This window comes from Acrocarpospora phusangensis, from assembly GCF_016862995.1.
Classification (GTDB): domain Bacteria; phylum Actinomycetota; class Actinomycetes; order Streptosporangiales; family Streptosporangiaceae; genus Acrocarpospora; species Acrocarpospora phusangensis.
Window position 1 is genome coordinate 1 of record NZ_BOOA01000073.1, and the last position, 15253, is coordinate 15253.

The 15253-nt window shown below is 65.3% G+C and carries 17 protein-coding genes and 1 pseudogene; 8 read left to right on the top strand and 10 right to left on the bottom strand.

What is annotated here, in order from left to right:
• Nucleotides 1–316: 316 nt before the first annotated feature.
• The 3 genes from Aph01nite_RS31970 to Aph01nite_RS31980 all read right to left on the bottom strand — a co-directional run bounded on the left by Aph01nite_RS31970 (nucleotide 317) and on the right by Aph01nite_RS31980 (nucleotide 2929).
• Nucleotides 317–1087 (bottom strand): hypothetical protein, encoded by a 771-nt coding sequence (locus Aph01nite_RS31970; protein WP_204044772.1) that lies wholly within the window; start codon nucleotides 1085–1087, stop codon nucleotides 317–319.
• Nucleotides 1088–1203: 116 nt separating this feature from the next.
• Nucleotides 1204–1743: a DUF1707 SHOCT-like domain-containing protein gene (locus Aph01nite_RS31975; RefSeq protein WP_204044773.1), complete on the bottom strand. Its 540-nt coding sequence runs from the start codon at nucleotides 1741–1743 to the stop codon at nucleotides 1204–1206.
• Nucleotides 1744–1981: 238 nt separating this feature from the next.
• A complete protein-coding gene (locus Aph01nite_RS31980) occupies nucleotides 1982–2929 on the bottom strand; it encodes a substrate-binding domain-containing protein (protein ID WP_204044774.1) in 948 nt (315 codons plus the stop codon).
• Nucleotides 2930–2990: 61 nt separating this feature from the next.
• Between Aph01nite_RS31980 and Aph01nite_RS31985 the strand changes: the two genes are divergently transcribed.
• The 4 genes and pseudogenes from Aph01nite_RS31985 (at nucleotide 2991) to Aph01nite_RS32000 (ending at nucleotide 6676) form a co-directional block, all read left to right on the top strand.
• Entirely contained in the window at nucleotides 2991–3860 is an 870-nt protein-coding gene (locus Aph01nite_RS31985; RefSeq protein WP_204044775.1) for an ABC transporter substrate-binding protein, read from the top strand.
• A gap of 23 nt (nucleotides 3861–3883) precedes the next feature.
• On the top strand, nucleotides 3884–4585 hold the full coding sequence (locus tag Aph01nite_RS31990) for an ABC transporter permease (protein ID WP_204044776.1): 702 nt from the start codon (nucleotides 3884–3886) through the stop codon (nucleotides 4583–4585).
• 44 nt (nucleotides 4586–4629) lie between these two features.
• Nucleotides 4630–5682 (top strand): annotated as a pseudogene (locus tag Aph01nite_RS31995) (ABC transporter ATP-binding protein); the annotation flags it as partial.
• Nucleotides 5683–6142: 460 nt separating this feature from the next.
• Complete coding sequence (locus Aph01nite_RS32000; RefSeq protein ID WP_204044778.1) at nucleotides 6143–6676, top strand: hypothetical protein; 534 nt, start codon at nucleotides 6143–6145, stop codon at nucleotides 6674–6676.
• Nucleotides 6677–6784: 108 nt separating this feature from the next.
• Here the strand turns inward: Aph01nite_RS32000 and Aph01nite_RS32005 are convergent, their stop codons facing one another.
• Nucleotides 6785–7114 carry an ankyrin repeat domain-containing protein gene (locus Aph01nite_RS32005; RefSeq protein ID WP_204044779.1) on the bottom strand — a complete coding sequence of 110 codons (330 nt, stop codon included), beginning with the start codon at nucleotides 7112–7114 and terminating at the stop codon, nucleotides 6785–6787.
• A gap of 113 nt (nucleotides 7115–7227) precedes the next feature.
• Between Aph01nite_RS32005 and Aph01nite_RS41765 the strand changes: the two genes are divergently transcribed.
• Complete coding sequence (locus Aph01nite_RS41765) at nucleotides 7228–7548, top strand: MerR family DNA-binding transcriptional regulator (protein WP_239162132.1); 321 nt, start codon at nucleotides 7228–7230, stop codon at nucleotides 7546–7548.
• Entirely contained in the window at nucleotides 7440–8165 is a 726-nt protein-coding gene (locus Aph01nite_RS32010) for a MerR family transcriptional regulator (protein ID WP_239162138.1), read from the top strand. The genes Aph01nite_RS41765 and Aph01nite_RS32010 overlap by 109 nt, the downstream gene beginning before the upstream one ends.
• Nucleotides 8166–8526: 361 nt before the next feature.
• Here the strand turns inward: Aph01nite_RS32010 and Aph01nite_RS32015 are convergent, their stop codons facing one another.
• Nucleotides 8527–8748 carry a helix-turn-helix domain-containing protein gene (locus Aph01nite_RS32015; RefSeq protein WP_030609318.1) on the bottom strand — a complete coding sequence of 74 codons (222 nt, stop codon included), beginning with the start codon at nucleotides 8746–8748 and terminating at the stop codon, nucleotides 8527–8529.
• Nucleotides 8748–9239, bottom strand: a complete 492-nt coding sequence (locus Aph01nite_RS32020; RefSeq protein WP_204044780.1) for a DUF2975 domain-containing protein — start codon at nucleotides 9237–9239, stop codon at nucleotides 8748–8750. The genes Aph01nite_RS32015 and Aph01nite_RS32020 overlap by 1 nt, the downstream gene beginning before the upstream one ends.
• A gap of 275 nt (nucleotides 9240–9514) precedes the next feature.
• Between Aph01nite_RS32020 and Aph01nite_RS32025 the strand changes: the two genes are divergently transcribed.
• Entirely contained in the window at nucleotides 9515–9892 is a 378-nt protein-coding gene (locus Aph01nite_RS32025) for a DUF4326 domain-containing protein (RefSeq protein ID WP_239162133.1), read from the top strand.
• On the opposite strand, the gene Aph01nite_RS32030 is transcribed toward Aph01nite_RS32025, so the two are convergent.
• From Aph01nite_RS32030 to Aph01nite_RS32045, 4 genes are all read right to left on the bottom strand, one after another.
• The gene (locus Aph01nite_RS32030) at nucleotides 9780–10100 is read right to left on the bottom strand and encodes a GYD domain-containing protein (RefSeq protein WP_204044808.1); all 321 of its coding nucleotides are present in this window, start codon (nucleotides 10098–10100) and stop codon (nucleotides 9780–9782) included. The two genes, Aph01nite_RS32025 and Aph01nite_RS32030, sit on opposite strands and share 113 nt — an antisense overlap.
• A 566-nt stretch (nucleotides 10101–10666) precedes the next feature.
• Nucleotides 10667–11404, bottom strand: a complete 738-nt coding sequence (locus tag Aph01nite_RS32035; protein WP_204044782.1) for a hypothetical protein — start codon at nucleotides 11402–11404, stop codon at nucleotides 10667–10669.
• Between the two features lie 132 nt (nucleotides 11405–11536).
• Nucleotides 11537–11869: an ankyrin repeat domain-containing protein gene (locus Aph01nite_RS32040; protein ID WP_239162134.1), complete on the bottom strand. Its 333-nt coding sequence runs from the start codon at nucleotides 11867–11869 to the stop codon at nucleotides 11537–11539.
• 311 nt (nucleotides 11870–12180) lie between these two features.
• On the bottom strand, nucleotides 12181–12720 hold the full coding sequence (locus Aph01nite_RS32045; protein ID WP_204044783.1) for a DinB family protein: 540 nt from the start codon (nucleotides 12718–12720) through the stop codon (nucleotides 12181–12183).
• Between the two features lie 513 nt (nucleotides 12721–13233).
• On the opposite strand from Aph01nite_RS32045, the gene Aph01nite_RS32050 reads away from it, so the two are divergent.
• Entirely contained in the window at nucleotides 13234–15216 is a 1983-nt protein-coding gene (locus Aph01nite_RS32050) for a hypothetical protein (protein WP_204044784.1), read from the top strand.
• Nucleotides 15217–15253: the final 37 nt, after the last annotated feature.

Consider the following 15253-nt stretch of genomic DNA (forward strand, 5'->3'; position numbering starts at 1 on the left):
TCTCAAGACCGACCAGAAGCCCGACTCCGGTCCGTCCGCGCGCCACTGCCCCGACTAGACGACCCGGCGGTATGACCGACAAACCATGAGCGCCCCGCCTCCCCGACCGGGAGGCGGGGCGTCGAAGTCTCACAATGGAGCGGGATCGGACATGTCGATGCAGGTCAGCGGGTTTGTTCGTGTATCTTGAACCACCCTGGACGGCCCCGTACTGCAACAAGAAGCGCTCTGTTGGGCCGGGGCTGAGGGACGGAGCCCCGGCGATTGGCCACAGCGAGGCGATCGTATGGGCTGCGGGGGCGAGAACAGGCGGCTGCTATGAATAGAAGGCTTCAATCTGCTCGGGCACAGAGAAGTCTGCAGCGCAACTCGGGCACGTCGTACGCCCGAACAGATAGGTCAGATGTTCAGCGGCCGCAGATTGCCCGGCGTTGACGGCCATGCGATACAGCCGGGAGGCCAGCGGCTGGAGGTCGGCGGGCGCCGCCGGACGGACACCGGTCAGCGTCGGCCCCTTGAAGTTGAGCTTTCGCACGCTCGCATGCGGATCGCGACGGCGAGTGCCAGGAGGCGTGTGGCATAAGTCGATCTCCAGGCACTCTGAGCAGGACGGGCAGATCGCGTCGTGGAGATCGGGGAGTAAGCAATGGCTCCACACCGGTACCCCCTCGAAGGCCAGGAGGTCCTCCAGCGGATAGAGATAGGCGCGTTCGCCGCCTTCGAACGATTCCGCCATCAGGTAGTGCTGAGCCATCCGGTGCAACTCTTCGAGAACTGCCGGGTAATGCTCACGGCAGTATCCAGATGGGTGAAGTTGCTCCTCACCGACGACGATACGGCTAGCCAACGCAATCGCCGACTGGGGATCGCCCAGCCTACGACCGGTGGCGATGTCTGCTAGGACAGGCAGAGCGGCAAAGCTGGCCGGATACACCGTTCCCTGGTGGCAGAGACAAGACCACAGCTCATGCCACGCTTCGACAGCCAGTTCCGGATTTGCGGCCTCTTCAAAGAATCGCGGGACGTCGGTTGCGGCGCCATAGGCATGCTCAAGGTGTGACCAGTCCGTGGACATGTCCACGATCATCCCATCCACGTCTGACCGACACCCGCACCTCCCAACTCTTAGCTTTCCCAGCCCATGCGTGCACCTCGGACGGTCTAGCCATCCCGTCAAAGCACGCTGAAGGCAGGGGATCTGCCTTAGTTCCGGACCAGGACGCTGCCGAAAATGGTGAATGCCCGCACCCGAAGTACCGGAGGCGGGCCGATGGAATCGCTCTCACGTACGTCGATCTGCCTCCGGCCAAACAAGGTGAACCCGGTCAGTTCGACGCTGACCCTGTCAGGAACGATGATTTCAATCTCCCCAAACAGGGCGGCACACTTGACCTGCTCTGCGTCAGGCGGCACGACCGCTCCGCTTAGATCGAACTCGAATCCCCCGAGCAACCATGGTCGGGCGATGATCCTTCCCCCAACCCGCTGCCACCCTGATCGATCGGGAAGGGTGAAGATCCTTAAGGGCCACTTGTCCTGGATGTGCGTGGTACTCGACGACTGCTCGGGGAGATCGCTGATCATCCTGGCCAGCTCATCGCGGGTCTGGGCGCCATAGGCCGCCTCGGTCCGAGAGATCAGTTCCTCCGGAGTGAGCCATCCCCCGATCGAGGCAGCCCGCAACCGCTCCACAACGGCGTCCCGCTCACTGTCGGACACCTCGCCGATCTCTGGGTCGCTCACATTCGCGAGGCTATGTTGAGCCGGTGACCCACACAAGGGAGCTGCGTTCCGGCACGGCATCTCGACATCAGGCCTCCGAGTGGTTCGGTTGCTGATCTAGGCCAGCGGCCAGGAGCGAGACATGCACTGTGCTCGGCCACCTGCGCCTCCAGTACGCCGGCAGACAGCCGCCACGTCACTCCCGCGTGCCGGAGGTCGTACGGCTTACGGGCGGGTTCCCACAAGAGGAAGCCGGGCCCTATCGGTGGCTACGTCGTTCTTGACCCGTTGTGTCGGAGAGCTTTGTGACCTCGCCGGACTTGGCGGTGTCGTAGCCGCCCAGTGAGGAGATCCTGTCACGCAGGGTCGGCGTGTGTAGTGCGGCGATGAGCTGAGCAGCCGGGCCGAGGGCATTGCCGGCCAGCACGATGTCGAAATCCTCCCAGGTCAGCGGGATGAACTCGAGGTCCATGTCGGTCGCGGCCGAGCGGACTCCGAGGCCGGCATCGACGGTGCCGGTGGCGACGGCCAGGGCAACCTCGAGATGCGTACCGGCCTCTGGTCCGCGGAGGCCGTCCGGGTCGTGACCGGCGGCGAGGAGCAGCCGGTCCAGAAGGATTCGGGTTCCGGTTCCCGGGCGTCGGATAGAGACCCGTCGCCCTGCGAGATCAGCGATGCCGGTGATGCCCTGGGGGTTGCCCGGAGGCACGATCAGCCCCTGCTCGCGTCGCCAGAGGTGGATCAGGTGCGGCTCGAGGCCCCGCAGCATGCCGAGCGCGAAGGGCGCGTTGTAGATCCCGGTGTGGTGCAGTAGATGGATCGCGGCACCGTCAGCGCGACCGTGGCGTACGGTGCCGAGGCCGGCGACACTGCCCTCGCCGGCGACGATTCTCAGCTTGCCGTCCAGCGCGCCGACGACGAGGCCGAGCGCGGGATCGTCGCTGCCGGTGAGAGTGAAAACCGAGTCCGCGTGCAGGAACCGCCGGGCCGCTAGCGCAGCGCCGGGGGTTACGCGTGCGCGGCGGCGGTCGGCCAGTTCGAGCACTCCGGCGTCGGCCAGCCGGCGCTGTGCTCGGCTGACCGTGGAGGTGGTGGTGTGCCACTGCTGCGCGAGATCGCGGATCCCTGGCAGTTCGTCGCCGGGGTGCAGGGTGCCCGCGCTTATCCGATGGGCGAGGTCGGCGCAAATCTCCCGGTATCGGGTCACGCTTGCATACTGCACACTCTATTTTGCACGGCTCTGCAGTACCTCAGAAGGGGTCACAGTGATGCGTAGAACGCTGACGGTTGTTTTCGCGTGGGTCGCGGCGGTCTTGCTGGCGGGGTGTGGGACCGCCGCGACCTCCGGCGGGACGGCGTCGGGGCCTCCGGCGGTGAAGTCGCTGATTTTGGCCACCACGACCAGCACCCAGGACAGCGGCCTGCTCGACGAGCTGTTGCCGGCTTTCACCCGCGACAGCGGCTGGCAGGTCAAGACCCTGGCGGTCGGCAGTGGGCAGGCCATCGAGCTGGGCCGTCGCGGAGAGGCCGACGCGCTACTGGTGCATTCCCCTGCGGCGGAAACGGAGTTCATGGCCGAGGGCAGCGCCGGCTCGCGGCGGCTGGTGATGCACAACGACTTCGTGCTGGTCGGTCCCCAGGCCGACCCGGCCGACGTAAAGGGCACGAGCAGCGCGGAGGCGATGAAGAAGATCGAAGCCGCAAAGGTCGTGTTCATCTCCCGGGGCGATGACTCGGGTACGCATGCCAAGGAGAAGGGCCTCTGGTCCAAGGCCGGGGTGACCCCGGACGGATCCTGGTATCAGTCCACCGGCCAGGGCATGGGCGAAACACTGCGGGTTGCCAGTGAGAAAGCCGGTTACACCCTGTCGGATCGGGCCACCTATCTCGCGCAGCGCGGCACCCTTGCGCTGGACGTGCTCAGCGAGGGCGATCCGGGCCTGCTGAACGTCTACCACGTCATCGAGATGACGAAAAAGGCAGGGGACCTGGTCCAGCCCGACGGTGCGAAGGCATTCGCCGACTGGATCGTCGGCCCGTCGGCGCAGCGGCTCATCGGTGAGTTCGGGCGAGCGAAGTTCGGCCAGCCGTTGTTCACCCCGGACGCCGGCAAGGACGAGTCGACCCTGGGCGAGTGAGCCTGGCGCGGGGAGGTCAATCGATGGACGTCCTGTTCAACGGGCTGGTGGACGCGATCAGGTTGCTGCTTACCGGGGACCAGGACAGCTGGTCGATCACCGCGCTGACTCTGCGCGTCTCGTTGACCGCAACCGCGATCGCCCTGCTGCTGGGATTGCCGCTGGGCGCGACCGTTGCGCTGGCCCGCTTCCCGGGCCGGCGGATCGCCCTGGCGGCAGTGAACACAGGGATGGGTCTGCCGCCGGTAGTGGTCGGCCTGTTCGTCACCGTGCTGCTGTGGCGCAGCGGACCGGTGGGCGGCCTCGGGCTGCTCTACACCCCGACCGCGATGGTCATCGCCCAGGCCGCGATCGCCACCCCGATCGTGGCTGCGCTGGTCGCGGCCGCCCTGCAACAGGTCGATCCCGACTTCCGGGTACAGATGCAGGCTCTCGGAGCGACCCCGATCCGCGCGCTCGCGGCGCTGCTGGGCGAAGCCAGGTTGCCGCTGCTGGCCGCGGCAATGGCCGCGTTCGGCGCAGTGGTCAGTGAAGTCGGCGCCGCGCAGATGGTCGGAGGGAACCTGGCCGGCCAGACCCGCGTGCTGACCACCGCTGCGGTACTGGCCACCAGCCGGGGCCAGTTCTCGCTCGCGATCGCGTTCGGCATAATCCTGCTGCTGATCGCGTTCGGCGTGAACCTGTCGCTGACCCTGATACAACAGCGGCAGACGGTGATGCGGTGAGCGGCCTGAGCGCCGGGATCGGGTGCCGCGGGCTGCGCGTGCACGCTGGCCGCCGGGAACTGCTCAGCGTGCCGGAACTGCACGTCGCGGCGGGAAGCACACTGGCCGTGCTGGGCCCCAACGGTGCCGGTAAGTCCACCCTGCTGCGCGCGCTGGGCCTGCTCAGCAGCCACCGCGTCAGTGGAGAGATCTTGCTCGATGGCCGCCCCGCGACGCGGTCACTGCTGCGCGACGCGATCGTGGCCGTGCTGCAACGGCCAATCATGCGTCGCGGCACGGTGGCCGCCAACGTGATCAGCGGGCTGCGTTTTCGCGGCGTGAGCCGCCGCGAGGCGCGTATCCGCGCATGGCCGTGGATCGAGGCGCTCGGCCTCGGGCCCCTCGTCGGCCGGGATGCCCGCAGCCTGTCCATAGGCGAGGCTCAGCGGGTCAGCATCACCCGCGCGCTGGCGGTCGGCCCCCGGGTGTTGCTCCTCGACGAGCCGTTCAGCGGGTTGGACAGCACCACCCGCGCCGACCTGCTCGCCGACCTGCGGGCCGCGCTGACCGGGCAGCCCACCGCCACGATCCTGGTCACCCACGACCGGCATGAGGCCCTCGCGCTGGCCGAGGACACCGCGCTGCTGATCGACGGCCGGATCCGCCAGCACGGCCCGACCGCCGAGGTGCTGGACCGCCCCGGTGACGCCGACACCGCCCGGCTGCTCGGTTACACCAACCTCCTCCCGCCGGCTCTCACCGGCGGTACGCACACCCTCGTGGCGCGGCCCGAGCACACCCAACTCGTCCTCGCCCCGTCCGACGGCCCCGCTGACCAAGCCCATGACGTACGGTCGGTGACCGGAACGCTGCGCCGTACAGTCGCGCTCGGCGTCGCCACCCGCGTCGACGTCGATACCTCCGCCGGCTCGTTGACCTGCCTGCACCCCGGCGACGTACTCGCCACCGAGCTTCCGCCGATCGGCAGCGACGTCCGTGTCAGGATTCGGCAGGCGCGGTCGTTGATCACGGCTGACCGAGACGAGCCGACGGAAACTCTGCCCGGTCCTGGAGATCGACAGGGAACTAGAGGACCGGCATTCGATAGTGAGCTCTAGCCATGCTCAAGGGGACAGGGTGGCAGTTCCCTCGACATCTGCGTCGACGCGCTCCAAAGCCATGCAGTTCCTCCGCCCGAAGCCCACGTCAACTTCGGCGCTGAACCCTCATAGATCGGACAGGCGGTTGACGCGGCGATATGGCAATTGGCCCTGTCAGCCGCCTGAGACGGCACAAAATGGTGAAGGCCCGAGACGGACCCAAACTCGCTGGTCCAGGTAAATTCACCCAGCAACGAGCGAAGCGGAGCCTGCCCAGCGAGCGCGAGGGGGTGAAATCCCCTTCGCAGCGGGGATCTGGGTGTCGGCCCTCCACAAACAGAAAGAGCCTCGCGAAGGTGCCCGTTGAGGCCACCGAGCAACTGGGCGGCTCTGGCTCAGCGTGCCTCTCGGCCGTGATAAATCGCGCTACGCTCCGGCCAGCCGAAATTGTCGGTGACGGACTCTATGCTTCCCGCCCATGAGAAGAGACGAGCCTTCTGTCGTGCGTACGAAGCGGATGGATGTGGAGGTGGAGGACTGTGGTCAGGTCTATCTCCTGGATCAGGGGAACCACGAGGCCGCTGGCAGGCCAGAAGACTCACCGGCTCAGTCCATTGGGCTCATCAACGTGGAGGGGAGAGGGATCGCCAGCCTGAACATCGCCACGCAGTGGGGGACGATTCCCTTCACGGTGACTGTCGCCGACCGGGATCCGGGTGCTGACTTCGACGGCTATGAGGACATCGTGGAGATCAGTTTCGAATCCCCGTCGGGCGAGGTCTTCCTGGTGGGATGGCTCATGGATTGGAACGACGAAATGGCGCACAACCTTTCCCCGCTGCTTTCCGGTCCCGGTGCGTACCGCTTGCGGTATCACGTCCGCGGAATGGATGAAGAGCGCTGCTCGGTAGATGACCACTACCTTCAGATCTGGCCTGCGCCACAGCATGATTCGGCCGTGCTGAAGATTACGAGTGAAACATTCCAGTGCTACCTGAAGCCTAGAGCCTGACTTGAATCGAGCCCGCACCGTCAGATTGGGAATCGGATACCGATCCTCTATGAGCAGGCCCTTTGGTGACCGCCCCGGAGCCGGAGAGTTCCGCCGGAGGCACGGCTCCTAGACAAGTTTGTCAGGCTGTGTCAGCCAGGCGTGGATCAGTTCGACGGCAAGCCAGTGACCACGAAGCTGTGCCATCTGTAGTGGCGTTCCGTGCTGGTTGGATGCGGCCGAGGGATTGGCGCCACAGGCAAGAAGGAACGCCGTCACATCTACGTGTAAGGGTTCACCGGTCTGATGGTGTCCGTCGATCTCCACGTCGATGGCGTGATGAAGCAGGGACCAGCCCTGTATCTCGGCGTCCTGAACGTCGTGGCCCGTATCGAGGAGGTCGCGAAGCGTTGGTAAGTCCTCAAGTTCGACCGTGTTATGGGCAGGGCTCCACTCCATCTGCAGAGTGTGCTGCCGCCAGTGGGGTGATGTGGTTGGGTGCCCGCCAGACTAACGGGTCCCCTGGAGGATGGGCTTGAGTCTCCAGTAAGGGGAGACACAAGGGTGGGGGCATGGACGGCGGCACGCTCTACACGATCGGGGCACTGGCCCGGCGAACCGGGCTTACGGTGAAGACCATACGGTTTTACTCCGACGCCGGAATCGTGCCGCCGACTGGCCGCAGCCCGGCCGGCTACCGGCTCTATGACCTGCATGCGCTCGCGCGTCTGACCTCATCCGTTCACTGCGTGACCTGGGCCTCGACCTCGCCGTCATCCGTCAGGTGCTGGACCGGGAGATCTCGGCGCCCGAGGTCGCGGCGGCGCATGCCAACGCTCTGGACGTGCAGATCCGCACTCTGCAGCTGCGTCGCGCGGTCCTGCGAGCGGTAGCCAAGCGGGTCTCCACCCCTCAGGAAGTGGACCTTATGCACAAGCTCGCGAAACTCTCCGACGACGAGCGCCGACGCCTCGTCAACGACTTCATCGACGACACCTTCGGGGGCTTGGACGCCAACCCGGACTTGGTGGACATGATGCGCTCGGCCATGCCAAACCTGCCGGACGACCCCGAACCCGATCAGGTCGAGGCATGGGTGGAACTCGCCGAGCTCACCCAGGACCCGGACTTCCGTACCGCGGTGCGCCGCATGGCCGAGTACCAGGCAGACGAGCGCGCCCGGGGCGACACCACCGGCCTCCACCACGACCTCACCGAAACCGTCCGCCGGCAGATCAACGACGCCCTCACCGCCGGCGTCGCCCCCGCTTCAGCCGAGGCGGAGGTCATCGTCGACGCCATCACCGCCCGCTACGCCCAGGTGTTCAGTCGTGCCGACGACACCGACCTGCGCCGCTGGCTGCTGACGCGCCTGGAGATCGCCAACGACCCACGCGCGGAACGCTATTTGCATCTCCTCGCCGTAATCAACGGATGGCCGGTCGCGCCGAGCCTGACACCGGTATTCGCCTGGTTCATCGAGTCCTTGCGGGCTGGTCTCAAGCCGTAAGCTGGCGCCGTACCTGCTCAGCCCGAGCCTCGCGGCCCGCACTCAGGCCGCAGGGTGGCGAGTCGTCCTCATGCGAACCGGATTCCGCAGGACATCTGGCGAGCGGATGGTCGCCCGCTTGTACGGGCGTGGAGCGCACACCGTGAGGAAGATCAAAGCCCAGGTCCCGATCTACCGAATGACCTGGGCTTTCGTGGGTGGAGCAGGTAACGGGAATCGGGCCCGCGCTGTCAGCTCGGGAACCGGGAACCTACCCAACGGGGTCGGGACGGTGCTGCGGGGATCGACGATCCACGTCCATGCGGCCCACGTGCCGTGCCACGCGCGGAGGTGCCAGGTGTTTCACGCCCCCTTGGGCATGTCATCCGCCCGCGGCGTCCTCGGCCTCCCAGCGCAGCAGGTCGCCCGGCTGGCACTTGAGCACCTCGCAGAGCGCGGCGAGCGTCGCGAAGCGCACCGCCTTGGCGCGTCCGTTCTTGAGTACCGCCAGATTGGCGGGCGTGATCCCCACGCGGTCCGCGAGCTCGCCCACAGACATTTTCCGCCTGGCAAGCATCACATCGATGTCGACGGTGATCGGCATCAGATCACCTCGTCCAACTCGGCCTGCATCTGTGCCGCTTCGACGTCGCGCGCGACGGCCTGGGCGAGCAGCATCCGCAGCACGAGCACGATGAGCGCGACCCCCAGGATGGCCACGCCAATCCCGCCCATGATGACGGTGACGCCCGGGTCGTCCCGCTGGCCCGGCGCATTGATGACCGTGACCGCGAACCACACGAGGGCAGCCGCCACGATCGCGCCGATCACGCCGTCCACGTACCGGAAGGCGGCGTCGGAGAACACGGTTCCGCGTCGCACCATTGTCACCAGCCGCCATACGCAGACTAGGGCGACCTGGACTGACACCATGCCCACGATCGTGATCACGCGCAGCGGGGTCAGCGGGAGCGACCCGTCCTCCGGGTCGCTCCCGCTGACCAACGCCCACACCATCAATGCCTGTACGAACACAGTGCCGGCAAGCACCACCACGAGCACGGCGCGCAGCGCATGCACGGTCAGCTTTCCCATTGACATCCTCCATCGATTTACGATGGGAATCTATCGAACATCGATAGATGAAGCAAAGGCTTGGGACGGAGGGTGGGGGGCGGTTCCACACCGTGGCGAGAGGCCGCTGCCCCCTCCCATGGCATGGCGTTCGCGCGGACCGTCTTGATCTTGTCGAAGTCGGGCTCGTTTGAGTACAACTCGGACGCCACCCGACTATGCCGAAGCCCTGGCCTTCCCTGAGCTTGTTCCGCCTTGGCGGACGCTGTGGTCCTGCCCCGGGTTTCCGATCCGTGATGCCCGCCGCCGACACGCGGTCACCGACTTCCGGCCGCAGCCGCGTATGGTGCCGGTTTCCCCGCTACCCAAGCAATGACGAGATCCGGCGCGATCTCGATGGCAAGGACCTGGCCTGCTGGTGTCCGCTCCCCGAGCCGGGAGAGATCGACTGGTGCCATGCACGAGTCCTGCTGGAGATCGCGAACGGAGACGACGGCGTCAAACCCCATCTCGGCAGAAGCCGCACAAGCCGCAGTCCACGCGCTCGCAATCACCCAACTGTCACGCGCCAGGAGCCCGGTATGCCACCTCCATCCGCGTGGCATCGTCGATCTCCTCTGGCGTCAGCAGGACAGCCGTCTTCGTTCGTACCGTCCCAGACGCCGATATTGTGAGACCCACAGCGGCCGAAGCCGCATTGTTCGGCAGGTCGACGATCACATACGTGTCTGTCTCACCGAACGCGAAATACATCTGCTCGACCCGCCCGCCGACGCTTTCCGCCATGCGTTCCACCGCTTGCCGGCGTCCGGTGCCACCATCTTGCAACACTCCTTTGAGGCCATCTGCGGTGTAGGTCGCCTGAATCAGGTACTTGGGCATGGTCGAGTCCCTCTTCTCGTGCCGCCACCCTGCGCCGGGGCGGCAATTGCAGTCATGGGGTCGAAGTTCTCGACTTAGGGTGACGGTAATCCCACCCCCTGTACTGGTTTCCCCTGTCGCAGTCTGATTCTTCTGTTCCGCGTCGGGTCCGACTGCATAGTCGCCGATGGACACGATGGCTGCGTTCAGGGTGTCGGTTCCGCTGGCGTGGATGGTCGTGCGTGTGCCGTTTGCCGCGCTGTAGAGCGAGCCCAGAGGCGGGAGGTCGATCACGCCCAGGATGGCCGGGTGCCGTCGATGATGCTCAGGGAGATTTCCGACGAGTGGGATGCCGTATCCATCGGATGACCTGGGCTCACATGCCTGGAGCGGGTGACGGGAATCGAACCCGCGCTTTCAGCTTGGGAATCGGATCTTGATCTTGGCGTCCTGAGCTGGGAAGACGGGGGTGCAGGTCTGGACTGGTCGAGTGACCGTGAGTCCCCCGTGAGTCCCTTGGTTACTCTTCTAACGGGCACGCAACGGGCATGCGAGGGGACGGGGGAGCTCCTGCTTGCTCGGCGTGCTCAGGGTACATTTTCGGCTCTTTCGGACGCCGACTCGCTTTCCTGGCTTCTCAACCACGCCTGCCATTGGCTCGGTTTGGGCTTGGACGCCTCAGGGTGATCCAGCAACCACAGGAGGTACCGGGCCCGTAAGCGGAAACCCTCATCAGGCTCATCGGCGATCTCAAGAAGGAGGCGACGCAACCGTGAGCCGCCGACCGCCCTGGCCAGTACGGCATATCCCACATCTTCACAACGGTGCTCACGCCGTACGGCAAGAAGAATCAAGTCAACCAGTTGATCGATCACCGCCGTTGCAAGATGCGGCACAGCCCTGGCCAGATCATCCAACTTACCGTGTTTCGTCCCCCAACCCTTGGCGGAGGCCATCCACTCGTCTGGATATCGAGCTTCCCACTCCAGATAGAGCAGGACATACTTCAGTCCGGCCCAATCGGCGTAGGACTCAGCGGGAATGAACTCCCACAAAGCATCCGGCAGGGTTCTTCGTCGCTCTGCAATGTATCGGTCTCCAGCCTGATCAGCGGCCGACAACCCCTCAGCTCGCCAGACCTCATTGAGGGCGTACAACGCCTCACTACGGCGCTCTTGAGTAACCCTCAGCCGGCCGCGCGCCCGCTCACGCCGAACGGGATCCTCCGAGATCAACTCGAACGTCCACCCCAAACACCGATCCCACTCCGCAGCGGATTCCATGATCTGATTATCTGAGCCATAGGCGGGTTGGACTACCTTCATCGGAAACTCTTTGTTGAGCGGGTGACGGGATTCGAACCCGCCCTGTTCGCTTGGGAATCGGATACCGATCTTCTATGAGCAGCCCCTTGGGTGACCGCCCCGGAGCCGAGAGTTCCGCCGGAGGCATGGCTCCTAGACAAGCCTGTCAGGCTGTGTCAGCCAGGCGTGGATCAGCTCGACGGCGAGCCAGTGACGACGAAGCTGTGCCATCTGTAGTGGCGTTCCGTGCTGGTCGGATGCGGCCAAGGGGTTGGCACCACGGGCAAGAAGGAACGCCGTCACATCTACATGTAAGGGCGCACCGGTCTGATGGTGTCCGTCGATCTCCACGTCGACGGGGTGATGAAGCAGGGACCAGCCCTGTATCTCGGCGTCCTGAACGTCATGGCCCGTATCGAGGAGGTCGCGAAGCGTTGGTAAATCCTCAAGTTCGACCGCGTTATAGGCCGACACGGTGCCTGCCAACAGCTCCAGCCCACGACATCTAGATGGAGATTCGAAACTGCAATTCCAGGTTCGGCGGCTCCACGCTGAATTTCAAGCTTCAGGATGTCGGCACGGCCCAGTATTTCTGGCACAGCTCCCTCGCCATGGCTACCGGAAGTGGATCAAGGTAACCGGGCTCTACGGCAGTTACAAGCTGCGGCTTGCCGGCGAACCGGGACGGTTCGGCAACCTCACCAATTCGGCCTCCGGCTATCGCGCTCCTGCACTGGTTCCGCCGCCTGCGCATCCGCTGGGAGGTCCGCAACGACATCCACGAAGTTTTCATGACCCTAGCCGCCGCAATCATCTGCTGGCGACGGCTCATGAGAAGCCGATAAGAGGTCAGCGATCGGACCAACCGCCGAAAGGTCTCCAACGGCGTTGGCGTAGTAAGCCGAGTCGGCCAGGTGGAATGCGATCTGCCGGAATGTCCAGCCCTCACCGGGTGACCGGTCGAGCTGGTCTGGAGTGAGCGCGGTCAGCCGATCGGCCCATATCCGACCAAGCCGGGTGAGTCGGCTCCTGGCTTCGTCCAGGTCTTGGTCAGTGAACGCCGCCAGATCGGCGGACGTCGTGCTCGCTGACGCGTGCCAGCGATCAAGGATCGTGGGATTGCCGGCCAGCCGTGCCTCCACCTCGGCGAGGTGATCGATGAGGTGATCGGTGACTCGGCGGATCGCCTTGTGAGGGGTGTAAACCCGCTCATCGGCGCGCACCGGGCGACCGTCCCACACCGTCCAGGTCGCCGCCAGGTCGAGTACGCGATCGATCATCGACGTCACGACCAGCGCCGGTTCGCGATCATCAGTGGTCGGAACCTCGTCGGACATCCACGCCCTCCAGCTCAATGCGTTCACGACCAGACAGGGCACACTCACCCCACCCAACCAGGCAGAGATCGACAACGACCCCGGAACGCAACTTAGCCTTCAGACACCTCGATGGCCATCGAAGCATGGATGCACGGCCGGTCAAGATCCATGGGACCTCTAATTGCACAGAAGATCGAAAAGGCTCCAGAAACAATCAAGGCCCAGGTCCGGAAACCATCCGTGACCTGGGTCTTCTAGGGTGGAGCGGGTGACGGGAATCGAACCCGCACTGTCAGCTTGGGAATCGGCTACTGATCTTGCCGTAGTGAACTGGGAAATAGGGTGCAGGTCAGGGCGGTCCAAGTGACCGTGAGGCCCTGTGAGAGACCGAGGTTCCCCGCCTGTTCTGGCACGCATCTGGCACGGAAAGCGCTCCTCGCCCGCCGATCAGCAGTAGGAACTTATCCTGGGCTGTCGACAGGGCTGTGGTCACAGTCATGATCGACGCGTACGACTCTTCCAGGAGTGCCTGTGATCATCGAGGATCTGTCCGAGCCGGAACTCGCCCTCTGGGAGGCGTTTCCCGCAGCGCGTCCTGTGGATCTTCCCGGCACCCCCGTTCGGGCTGCGATCATCGCCAGGATGTTGCTCGGCGCCCGGGAACGCCTTGCAGGGCAGACGCCCGGTATGCACCTGTCCGGCGCCCGGATCGTGGGCCGATTGGACCTGTCGTACGCCGAGGTACAACACCCTCTGATCTTGACCAAGTGCGAGTTCGAGGAAACGCCGGTCTTCACCGGAGCCCGCACCGGCCTGGTGGACCTCACGGCCTCCCGGGCACCCGGACTGCAGGCCGTAGACGCTGTGATCGGCGGGGCATTGCGCCTGGAAGGCTGCGAGCTGGCCGGCCCGATCCAGCTCGCCGGGGCCCACGTGTCCGGGACACTGAATCTCAGCGGCGCAGCGATCCACGCACTTCAGGCCGTCCATGCCGACGGCCTGATTGTCGACCGTGATCTTCTGTGCGCGAACGCCGTCATCGACGGTGAGTTACGCGTTGTCGGCGCCAGGATCGGCGGGACGATGACCCTCGATGGCGCACGGGTCGGACGGTCAGGCGGCTTCAGCCTCACCGCCGAGGGGGTCGTCATCGACGGCGGGTTGTCGTGTGCCCGCGGTTTCCGCTCCTGGGGGGAGCTGAGCGTGCAGGAGGCCCGGATAGGGCGCCGGTGCGTCTTCAGCGGAGCCCAGCTGTCCAACCCGGACGGCATCGCCCTGAACGCGGAGAGACTCAGTGTCGAGGGCGGGCTGCGCATCGATGACGGCTTCTCGACCGAAGGTGAAATCCTGCTGCGCGGAGCCCGCGTGGCTGGTTCGCTCCGTTTCGCGCAGGCGAGCCTCGCCAATCCGGGAAGACGCGCTCTGAACGCGCCGCTGATGGAGATCGGCAGCGGACTTCGGCTCACACCAGGTTTTGTGGCGAACGGAGAGGTCTTTCTGGACTCCACCCAGGTCCGCGGATCGGTCAACCTCGACGGCGGGACGTTGTCCAACCCGGGTGCGACGGCGCTTTCCCTGCGTCGGCTGGGAATCACCGGCAGGCTCAGCTGCAGCGAAGGCTTCCGTGCCGACGGCGAGATCGTGCTCATCAACGCCCGAATCGAGGGCAGCTTGGCGTTTCACGGTGCCGCCCTCAGTAATCCCGGCGGGCGGGTTCTGTCCCTGTGGGAGGTGATCGCGGGCGGGGGCATCGACTGCTGCGAAGGCTTCGCGGCCACGGGAGACGTCTCGATCAGGAACTCCCAGATCGCCGCCACACTGTGCCTTGCGGAGACCACCATCGACGGTGACCTTCACCTTCGTGGTGTAGAAGCGGCTTCGCTGAAGATCGGGCCCCAGACGGAACTGCTGCGGGCCGTCGACCTTCGCCACAGTCGGGTCGGCGTGCTCGATGACGCTCCCAGCCGGTGGCCTGCTCACGTCCTGATGAACGGCTTCACCTATGACAGCCTGGAGGCTCCCCTGCCTGTCCAGGAGCGACTTGACTGGCTGGCCAGGGAGGCCTACCAACCTCAACCCTATGAGCAGTTGGCCGCCGTCTACCGCCGGCAGGGCCACGATGAGGCCGCTCGGGACGTACTGCTGGCCAAACAGCGTCGCCGCCGATCGGGGCGGCGACTCGGGGCGCGGCTGTGGGGATATGTGCAGGACTGGACCGTCGGGTACGGCTACCGACCCTTCCGCGCTGCGCTCTGGCTCGCAGCCCTTCTCCTTGTCGGCACGGTCGTTTTCACCGCCCACCTGCCACCGGCCTTCAAGCCAGGCGAGGCTCCCCCCTTCAACGCCTTCCTCTACACCCTGGACCTGCTCCTCCCGATCATCAGCTTCGGACAGGAGAGCGCCTTCGGCCCGCGCGGCGCACAACAGTGGCTCGCCGCAGCGATGATCACTGCAGGGTGGATCCTCGCAACGACCATCCTGGCAGGCCTCACCCGCGCACTCTCCCGCCAATAACGCGACCAGAAGCGGCCACCTTGACGCCCTCTAAGCA